Annotated in this window: 7 protein-coding genes and 1 tRNA gene; 3 read left to right on the top strand and 5 right to left on the bottom strand. The window is 67.4% G+C overall.

The window, feature by feature from the left end; translation table 11 throughout:
• Window positions 1-334: 334 nt before the first annotated feature.
• The gene (locus tag MKL09_RS22070) at window positions 335-1,345 is read right to left on the bottom strand and encodes a 1-aminocyclopropane-1-carboxylate deaminase (RefSeq protein ID WP_244023728.1); all 1,011 of its coding nucleotides are present in this window, start codon (window positions 1,343-1,345) and stop codon (window positions 335-337) included.
• Window positions 1,346-1,543: 198 nt separating this feature from the next.
• On the opposite strand from MKL09_RS22070, the gene MKL09_RS22075 reads away from it, so the two are divergent.
• Entirely contained in the window at window positions 1,544-2,008 is a 465-nt protein-coding gene (locus MKL09_RS22075; RefSeq protein ID WP_244023730.1) for an Lrp/AsnC ligand binding domain-containing protein, read from the top strand.
• A gap of 81 nt (window positions 2,009-2,089) precedes the next feature.
• Here the strand turns inward: MKL09_RS22075 and MKL09_RS22080 are convergent, their stop codons facing one another.
• Window positions 2,090-3,433, bottom strand: coding sequence for a replication-associated recombination protein A (locus tag MKL09_RS22080; protein WP_244023732.1), 1,344 nt, complete (start codon window positions 3,431-3,433; stop codon window positions 2,090-2,092).
• A 253-nt stretch (window positions 3,434-3,686) separates the two neighbouring features.
• Here MKL09_RS22080 and MKL09_RS22085 point away from each other — a divergent pair, with 253 nt between their 5' ends.
• On the top strand, window positions 3,687-4,265 hold the full coding sequence (locus MKL09_RS22085; protein WP_244023733.1) for a restriction endonuclease: 579 nt from the start codon (window positions 3,687-3,689) through the stop codon (window positions 4,263-4,265).
• Window positions 4,265-4,813: a hypothetical protein gene (locus tag MKL09_RS22090; protein ID WP_244023735.1), complete on the top strand. Its 549-nt coding sequence runs from the start codon at window positions 4,265-4,267 to the stop codon at window positions 4,811-4,813. Before MKL09_RS22085 ends, MKL09_RS22090 begins: the two co-directional genes overlap by 1 nt.
• 95 nt (window positions 4,814-4,908) lie before the next feature.
• On the opposite strand, the gene MKL09_RS22095 is transcribed toward MKL09_RS22090, so the two are convergent.
• The 3 genes from MKL09_RS22095 to MKL09_RS22105 form a co-directional block, all read right to left on the bottom strand.
• Entirely contained in the window at window positions 4,909-6,366 is a 1,458-nt protein-coding gene (locus MKL09_RS22095) for a Do family serine endopeptidase (protein ID WP_244023736.1), read from the bottom strand.
• Window positions 6,367-6,490: 124 nt separating this feature from the next.
• Window positions 6,491-6,982, bottom strand: coding sequence for a MucR family transcriptional regulator (locus MKL09_RS22100; RefSeq protein WP_244023738.1), 492 nt, complete (start codon window positions 6,980-6,982; stop codon window positions 6,491-6,493).
• Window positions 6,983-7,743: 761 nt separating this feature from the next.
• Window positions 7,744-7,820, bottom strand: a tRNA-Met gene (locus tag MKL09_RS22105).
• Window positions 7,821-7,843: the final 23 nt, after the last annotated feature.

Genomic DNA, 7,843 nt, shown 5'->3' on the forward strand with positions numbered 1-7,843 from the left:
TGCCGGCGCCGGCCTCACCGGGCCGGCCCGAGGCGGCCTGCCCCCCGGGGCCCCACAGGCTGACGGGAAGCCAGAGGAGCGTCGAGCGTGCCGGTGCGATCATCCAGGCTCTCTTCGATCCGGGTCCGGCGCTGCCATATAGGGGCTCGTGCGCGAGAGTCGCGGCTCCCAACCACAACCTCAACGTGAGGTGCCGAAGCGCATCGAAGGCATCGAAAGCGGGCTCCAGGAGTCTCGCGATTACGGGAGGGCTCCTTCGAGGCCCGGCGATCGTCGATCGCCGGGCGCCTCAGGATGAGGGGGGGTGATGGGAGTGGCGCTTGGCCGACCGGCCTCAGCCGTTGCGGAACGTGTAGCTGTAGCCGTTCAGCGCCGGCGCGCCGCCGAGATGGGCGTAGAGCACCTTCGAGCCCTTCGGGAAGAACCCCTTCTTCACGAGGTCGATCATGCCCTGCATGGATTTGCCCTCGTAGACCGGGTCGGTGATCATCCCCTCGAGCCGGGCCGAGAGCCGGATCGCTTCCACGGTCTCCTGCGAGGGCACGCCGTAGACCGGGTAGGCGTAATCCTCGTTGAGCACGACGTCGTCGGCGACGATGTCGCCCGCGCCGACCAGGGCCGCGGTGTTCCGGGCGATCTCGAGGACCTGGGCCTTGGTCTGGGCCGGGGTGCAGGAGGCGTCGATGCCGATGACGTTGCGGGCGCGCCCGTCCGCGGAGAAGCCGACCAGCATGCCGGCATGGGTCGAGCCGGTGACGGTGCAGACCACCACGTAGTCGAAGCGCAGGCCCATCTCGGCTTCCTGCTTGCGCACCTCCTCGGCGAAGCCGACATAGCCGAGCCCACCGTACTTGTGCACCGAGGCGCCGGCCGGGATCGCGTAGGGCTTGCCGCCCTCGGCCTCGACCTCGGCGAGCGCGCGCTTCCAGCTGTCGCGGATGCCGATGTCGAAGCCGTCATCCACGAGCTGCGTCTGCGCGCCCATGATCCGCGACAGGAGGATGTTGCCGACCCGGTCGTAGACGGCGTCCTCGTGGGGGACCCAGGCTTCCTGGATCAGCCGGCACTTCATGCCGATCTTGGCGGCCACCGCGGCGACCATGCGGGTGTGGTTCGACTGCACGCCGCCGATCGAGACCAGGGTGTCGGCGCCGCTCTTGATCGCGTCCGGCACGATGTATTCGAGCTTGCGCAGCTTGTTGCCGCCATAGGCGAGGCCCGAATTGCAATCCTCGCGCTTGGCGTAGATCTCGACCTCACCCCCGAGATGGTCCGTGAGCCGCTTGAGCGGCTCGATCGGCGTCGGGCCGAAGGTCAGGGGGTAGCGCTCGAAGTCTTGCAGCATCGGGTCTCTCCGGGTCTTCCGACCGCCGGGAGCAATCCACGTCCCGCGGCGCGCGCCTGTCCGGCACGGAGAAAAGCTAACCCGGATCGCCTGAAAGGTGCTCTCGAACTTGGCCTACCGATAGCCAAGTGCTTGCATCAATCGCTGCAAGGGGCGAGAAATCGTCCGGAAAGTTGTAAAAAACTGGAAGAAACCGCCATGTCCGCAGGGCTTGACCGGATCGATCTCAAAATTCTGCGTCTGCTGCAGGCGGACGGGCGCATGGCCAATGCCGAGATCGCCGAGCGTTCGGGCACCAGCGCGGCCACCTGCCATCGCCGGATCCAGCGGCTGTTCGCGGACGGCTTCGTGCGGGCGGTCCGGGCGCTGGTCGATCCGGCCCGGGTCGGCCGGGGCACCCTGGTCTTCGTCGGCGTCGTGCTCGACCGCTCGACCCCCGAGAGCTTCTCCGAGTTCGAGGCGGCAGTGCGGGCGATCCCCGTGCTGCTCGACTGTCACCTCGTGGCCGGCGATTTCGACTACATCCTGAAGATCCGCGTCTCCGACATGGCCGACTTCAACCGCCTCCACAGCGCCACGCTGATCGGCCTGCCGGGGGTGCGCCAGACCCGGACCTTCTTCGTGATGAAGGAGGTGATCGACAACGCGCCACTCGCCCTGTGACGCGCGGGCCCGCCGCATCAGGGCTCCGCCCTGATCACCCGCCAAAGGGCTGAGCTCTTTGGAAATCCATGACGGGCCGCCCTACCCCTCCCCGCGCCGCGCCTTGCGCAGGGCCTCCCAGCGGGCGAGGCGCTCGGCCAGGCGGGTCTCGTAGCCGCGCTCGGTGGGCTCGTAGAGGTGCTGGCGGCCGATGGCGTCCGGCCAGTAATCCTGGCCCGAGAACGCGTCGGGCTCGTCGTGGTCGTAGCGGTAGCCCTCGCCGTAGCCGATCCGCTTCATCAGCTTGGTCGGCGCGTTCAGGATGGTGCGCGGCGGCGCCAGGGAGCCGGCCTCCTTGGCGAGCCGCGTCGCAGCCTTGTAGGCGGTGTAGACCGCGTTCGATTTCGGCGCGCAGGCCAGGTAGATCGCGGCCTGCGCCAGGGCCAGCTCGCCCTCCGGGCTGCCGAGGAAGTCGAACGCGTCCTTGGCGGCGTTGGCCACCACCAGGGCCTGCGGGTCGGCAAGCCCGATATCCTCCACCGCCATCCGGACCAGCCGGCGGGCGATGAACAGCCGGTCCTCACCGGCATCGAGCATCCGGCACAGATAGTAGAGCGCCGCGTCCGGATCCGAGCCGCGCACGGTCTTATGCAGCGCCGAGATCAGGTTGTAGTGGCCCTCCTGGGCCTTGTCGTAGATCGGCGCCCGCCGCTGCACGATGTCCTGCAGCGCCTCGGCATCCAGGGTCTCCCCCGGGCCGGCGGAGCGCCAGACCTCTTCCGCCAGGGTCAGCGCCGCGCGGCCGTCGCCGTCGGCCATCCGGACCAGCACGCCCCGCGCCTCCTCGGTGAGCGGCAGGGCCTGGCCCGTCAGCGCCTCGGCCCGGACCAGCAGCCGCGCGATCGCGCCCGGGTCGAGGGCCCGGAACAGCAGCACCCGGGCCCGCGACAGCAGGGCCGCGTTCAGCTCGAAAGACGGGTTCTCCGTGGTGGCGCCGACCAGCGTGACGGTGCCATCCTCCATCACCGGCAGGAAGGCGTCGAGCTGCGCCCGGTTGAACCGGTGGATCTCGTCGACGAACAGCAGGGTCGCCTGCCCGGTCGCCCGGCGCTTGCGGGCGGCCTCGAACACCTTGCGCAGGTCGGGCACGCCGGAAAAGATCGCCGAGATCTGCTCGAAATGCAGGTCGGTGCCCTGGGCCAGGAGCCGCGCCACCGTGGTCTTGCCGGTGCCGGGCGGCCCCCAGAAGATCAGCGAGCCGAGGCTTTTTCCGCGCAGCAGCCGCGTGAGGCTGCCGCCCTCCCCGGTCAGGTGCTCCTGGCCGACGACCTCCGTGAGGCTCTGCGGGCGCAGCCGGTCCGCGAGCGGGCGGCTCGCCTCCGCGACGGGGGCGTGGCCGGAATCCGGAGCCGAAGGGGGCGCGGCGGAGGCGAACAGGTCGGACATCGCCGCATGAAGACCGGGTCGATGCGCAGCGGCAAGATTTTTCGGTTCACGCGCCTGCCGGATATCCCCAGGGATCGGCCTGAGGATCTGTGGCGCTCAGCTTGCCCATCCCGATCGGTCGGCGAAAATTCGGGCACACGCGCAAGATCACCACACGTCGCGCGCTGCCCAGGATGCATCAGGAAGCTCAAGGCGCTTGCTCGATCCAGCCGAATCGGCCGAGATTTATGCTGATCCTGGGTGAGACCTGAAGATGCGGCGCAAAACATCCGCCGGGAAGCGATCGACACGCGACGATGTTTCGAAAATCAGCGCCTGCGGATGGGCCGAGCTGTCATCGCTCTGGGATAAGATCGGGGCCCAACCGAGAAAACGGATCGCGGGGTGGTCCAGCGGGAAGGCTTTCGAACATCTCATCCTCAGAGCCTTCCAACTGAGTGGCGCAGAGATCATCTGGCCTTATGCGGTCAACCTGCACGGCGCGATCGTGGAGCAGATCGACGGGATGGTGCTGCTCGACGGTATCGCGTGCATGGTGGAGGCCAAGGACCAGCAGGCCAACGTGAATGTCGAGCCGTTGGCGAAGCTGAGAAACCAGCTGCTGCGTCGGCCGGCCGGCGTCATCGGGGGCGTGTTCAGCAGCAGCGGATTTACCGATCCTGCCGTCACGCTGGCGCACTATATGGCTCCGCATGCCATCCTCCTATGGCAGGGGCCGGAGATCGGCTTCCTGCTGGAACGGCAGGATTTCGCGGATGCCCTACGGCGGAAATATCGCGTCCTGATGCAGCACGGAAAGCCCGATTTCGATCCGCGGGCGGGAGTTCTGTGATGACCTCGTATATCGTGACGGAAGGGCCGGCCGACGCGATCGTTCTGCGGGCCTTGCTCCACGAAGCCGGTCGGGAAGACATCCGGGTGCTGGAGGCAGGCGGCAAGTCGTCCGCCGTATCCCTGGGAACATCGCTGGCCTTGAACGACGACAATCGCGTTGCCATCGTCGTCGATGCGGATACGACCGATCCCGACAAGGTTTCGGAACAGCAGGATATTTTTCAGGATCTTCAGAGGGATACGTCGGGTTACGAGGCCTGTCGGCTCTTCGTTGCCATGCCTACCCTTGAGGAAGATTTATTCAGAGATGTTGAGCACTTCTCATCGGTATTCAACTTGAAATTTGGCGACGATCGTATTGATAATGGTCGCAAGGACTGGATAAGCGCCTTGAAGATGCTGCTGCCGAAGCCGCGTGCGCGACTTTCGGAACAGGATGTCATCCCGAAGGTCAGGGCGGATGCGGCGGAACAGGTCATCGACCATCGATTGATCAGGGAACTGATCTCGTTTCTCCCGACGCCTACGGCTCTTCCCGTTCCATAGACCGATCCGCTTCGCCAACGCACCGCCGGTTGTCGCCCTGCAACGGAGCTGTGCGCGCGGATCGCATTCCTGGACGTGCCGCAGTGCCGTCCGGCTCAGCCCCCGAACACCGAGGTCATGATCTCGCCGTTGCGGTTGATCACGACCTCCCAGGAATTGAGGGTGTTGCGGGTGACCCGGTCCAGGTCCTTGGTGGTCGCCACCGGCACGCCGTTGACCGCCACGATGATGTCGCCTTTCTGCAGGCCGAGCCGGCCGGCGATGGAGGTCTCGTCCACCGCCTGCACGGCGACGCCCTCGGCCGGAAAATCGACCTGCAGCTCCTCGGCCACCGCCGGCGAGGTGTTGACCAGGGTCGCGCCCTGGAACGGCGAGCGGGTCCGCACCTTGAGCACGTCGCGCGGGCGCGTCTCCGGGGCGGGCGCGAGCTTGACCGTCACCGTCTGGCGGGCCGTGCCGCGCAGGATCCCGAAGCGGGTCAGGCCCTGGACGCCCTTGAGCGCGAAGCGGTAGCCGAACGCCTCCGGGTCGGCGACCTCCTGGTTGTCCACGCTCAGGATCAGGTCGCCGCGCTTCAGTCCCGCTTCGTCCGCGGGGCTCTTGGGCTGCAGGCTCGCCACCAGCACGCCGGTCGGGTGGTCGAGGCCCATGCTGTCGGCGATATCGGGGGTCACGCTCTGGATGCGCGCGCCGAGCCAGGGCCGGCGGACCACGCTGGCGCCGTCCCGGGCCGCGTCGACCACCGCCTTGACCATGCCCACGGGAATCGCGAAGCCGATGCCATGGCTGCCGCCGGATTGCGAGTAGATCGCGGTGTTGATGCCGACCAATTGGCCGCGCAGGTCGACCAGCGCGCCGCCCGAATTGCCCGGGTTGATCGCCGCGTCGGTCTGGATGAAGTACTGGTAGTCCGCCGAGCCGACCTGGGTGCGCGCCAGGGCCGAGACGATACCCTGCGTCACGGTCTGACCGACGCCGAACGGGTTGCCGATCGCCATCACGAAGTCGCCGACCTCCAGGGCGTCGGCATCGCCGAACGGCATCGGCATCAGGCCCTTCGGGGCCTCCTTGAGCTTGAGCACCGCCAGGTCGGTGCGGGTATCGCGCAGCACGATCGTCGCCTCGAACTCCCGGCGGTCGGAGAGCGCGATGCGCACCTCGTTCATGTTGTCGATAACGTGGTTGTTGGTGATCACGAGCCCGTCGGCGTCGACCAGCACGCCGGAGCCGAGCGACCGTTGCGCCCGGTCGCCCCGGGGGCCGCGGCCGCTCTCCGGCTCGCCGAAGAACCGGCGCATGAATTCCTCCATGGCGCTGGCGCGCGCGGTGGAGCGCTTCTCGACATGCGAGGCGTAGACGTTCACCACCGAGGGCGCGGCCCGCTTCACCACCGGGGCGAAGGAGAGTTGGATGTCGGTCCGGCTCAGCGGCACCGCCTTGGCCGTCCCGTCCTTCGGGGCGGCGGGAGCCTCCGTGCGGGCCATCTGCGCCCCGGCGGGGCCGGCGGCCAGCAGGATTGCGACGAGGGCGGGCAGGACGAGGCGGATCAGCATGCGGGGCTCCGGCGGCAGGTCGGCGCGCCGCCGATCGGACCGCGCGCCGTGCGGCCTTACGCTATCGGAGCCGATTGCGGCAGGCCCACGACACCGTCGCCGCAAGCCCGCACACCTTGACCGGTCAGGCGTCTTCCTTGCGGCGGGCACCGCGCTTCTTGGCGGGAGGCGCGGCCGGCTCCTCCGGCTCGGGAGCCGGCGCGGCGGATGTCCGGCGCTGCTGGCCGAGGCCGAGCGAGCGGGCGAGCTGCGAGCGCTGCTCCGAATAGCTCTGGGCGGTCATCGGATAACTGGGATCGAGGCCCCACTTGGCGCGATAGGCCTCCGGGGTCAGGCCCCGCAGGGTCAGATGGCGGCGCAGGGTCTTGTAGGGCTTGCCGTCCTCGAACGAGATCAGGAAATCGGGCGTCACCGAACGCCGGATCTCCTGCGCGGTCGGCTTGTTCGGGGCCGCCACGGCGGTGCCGCCGGCGCAGACGCCCTGGATCGCGCCATGGATGTCGTTGAGCAGTTTCGGCAAATCCGCGCTCTGCACGTGGTTGTTGCTTACATAGGCCGAGACGATCTCGGACGCGAGCGCGACGAAGCGGCTCTTATCACCATCGGGTCGAGTCATGTCGTGTACGGCGCCTTCTTGTCAGGTCGTAACTGGCCAGAACGCAAGCACAGCGTCGCGATCCCGCGGGTCGATACAATCGCTTTTCGATGACCCGTCAAGTCTCAAAATCGATATCGCGATATACAATCGGAAACAGGACAAATTCAGATGCATTCGGCGATCAACCTCAAGGAAAACGATCACCGACGATCTTGCTTGTGCGCAATCGAACTTCGTGCGGCGAGTGAAAGCCGACATCGGAACTACGAGTGATTGAGAAAATTTGGCCAATCGGTGTGGAATAAAGAGTTGGTCCCGACTGGGATTTGTATCGGGCCGTTCGGGTGAGCTGCCGTGCGGAACGCCGGCCACCGTGCTTGGCGATGCTGCGGGCTGCTTGCGCAACTCCAGCGTGTCCAAGGCTCGACGCGGCGGGATCGCAACAGAGGCTCCGGCCTGTCACATCGGACGCCTTCGGCCTCAGCCGACGAGCGTGGCGCACCGGGGTGCGCTGGATGTCACCGTGACGCCCAGCACCTGCGTCGCCCATCAGGACCCGCCTCGGCGGAGGCGACGACCAACGGCCACGCCGGCGTCCGACGCGCTACAGGGGGGCGGCCGCCCTCCGTTCGAGGCAGGTACGGTGTCAGCACACCATGACTGAGCGGCCCGGTCGCTCGCTCGACGGAGGGGCTCAGCAACTGCGGCCCCAAACACCAAAAAACCCGGTCCGCGTGAGCGGGCCGGGTTCTTGACGGGTCGAGTCGTCGAGAGAGATTTGGTTGCGGGGACAGGATTTGAACCTGTGACCTTCAGGTTATGAGCCTGACGAGCTACCGGGCTGCTCCACCCCGCGCCAAGGTTGTGCGGCTGGTCCGG

It is taken from the genome of Methylobacterium sp. J-048 (genome assembly GCF_022829515.1).
Classification (GTDB): Bacteria; Pseudomonadota; Alphaproteobacteria; order Rhizobiales; family Beijerinckiaceae; genus Methylobacterium.

Bases quoted from the DNA above. Each gene is read 5' to 3' on its own strand.
- MKL09_RS22070 (WP_244023728.1), bottom strand. From the start codon at position 1,345: ATGCTGCAAGACTTCGAGCGCTACCCCCTGACCTTCGGCCCGACGCCG.
- MKL09_RS22075 (WP_244023730.1), top strand. From the start codon at position 1,544: ATGTCCGCAGGGCTTGACCGGATCGATCTCAAAATTCTGCGTCTGCTG.
- MKL09_RS22080 (WP_244023732.1), bottom strand. From the start codon at position 3,433: ATGTCCGACCTGTTCGCCTCCGCCGCGCCCCCTTCGGCTCCGGATTCC.
- MKL09_RS22085 (WP_244023733.1), top strand. From the start codon at position 3,687: ATGCGGCGCAAAACATCCGCCGGGAAGCGATCGACACGCGACGATGTT.
- MKL09_RS22090 (WP_244023735.1), top strand. From the start codon at position 4,265: ATGACCTCGTATATCGTGACGGAAGGGCCGGCCGACGCGATCGTTCTG.
- MKL09_RS22095 (WP_244023736.1), bottom strand. From the start codon at position 6,366: ATGCTGATCCGCCTCGTCCTGCCCGCCCTCGTCGCAATCCTGCTGGCC.
- MKL09_RS22100 (WP_244023738.1), bottom strand. From the start codon at position 6,982: ATGACTCGACCCGATGGTGATAAGAGCCGCTTCGTCGCGCTCGCGTCC.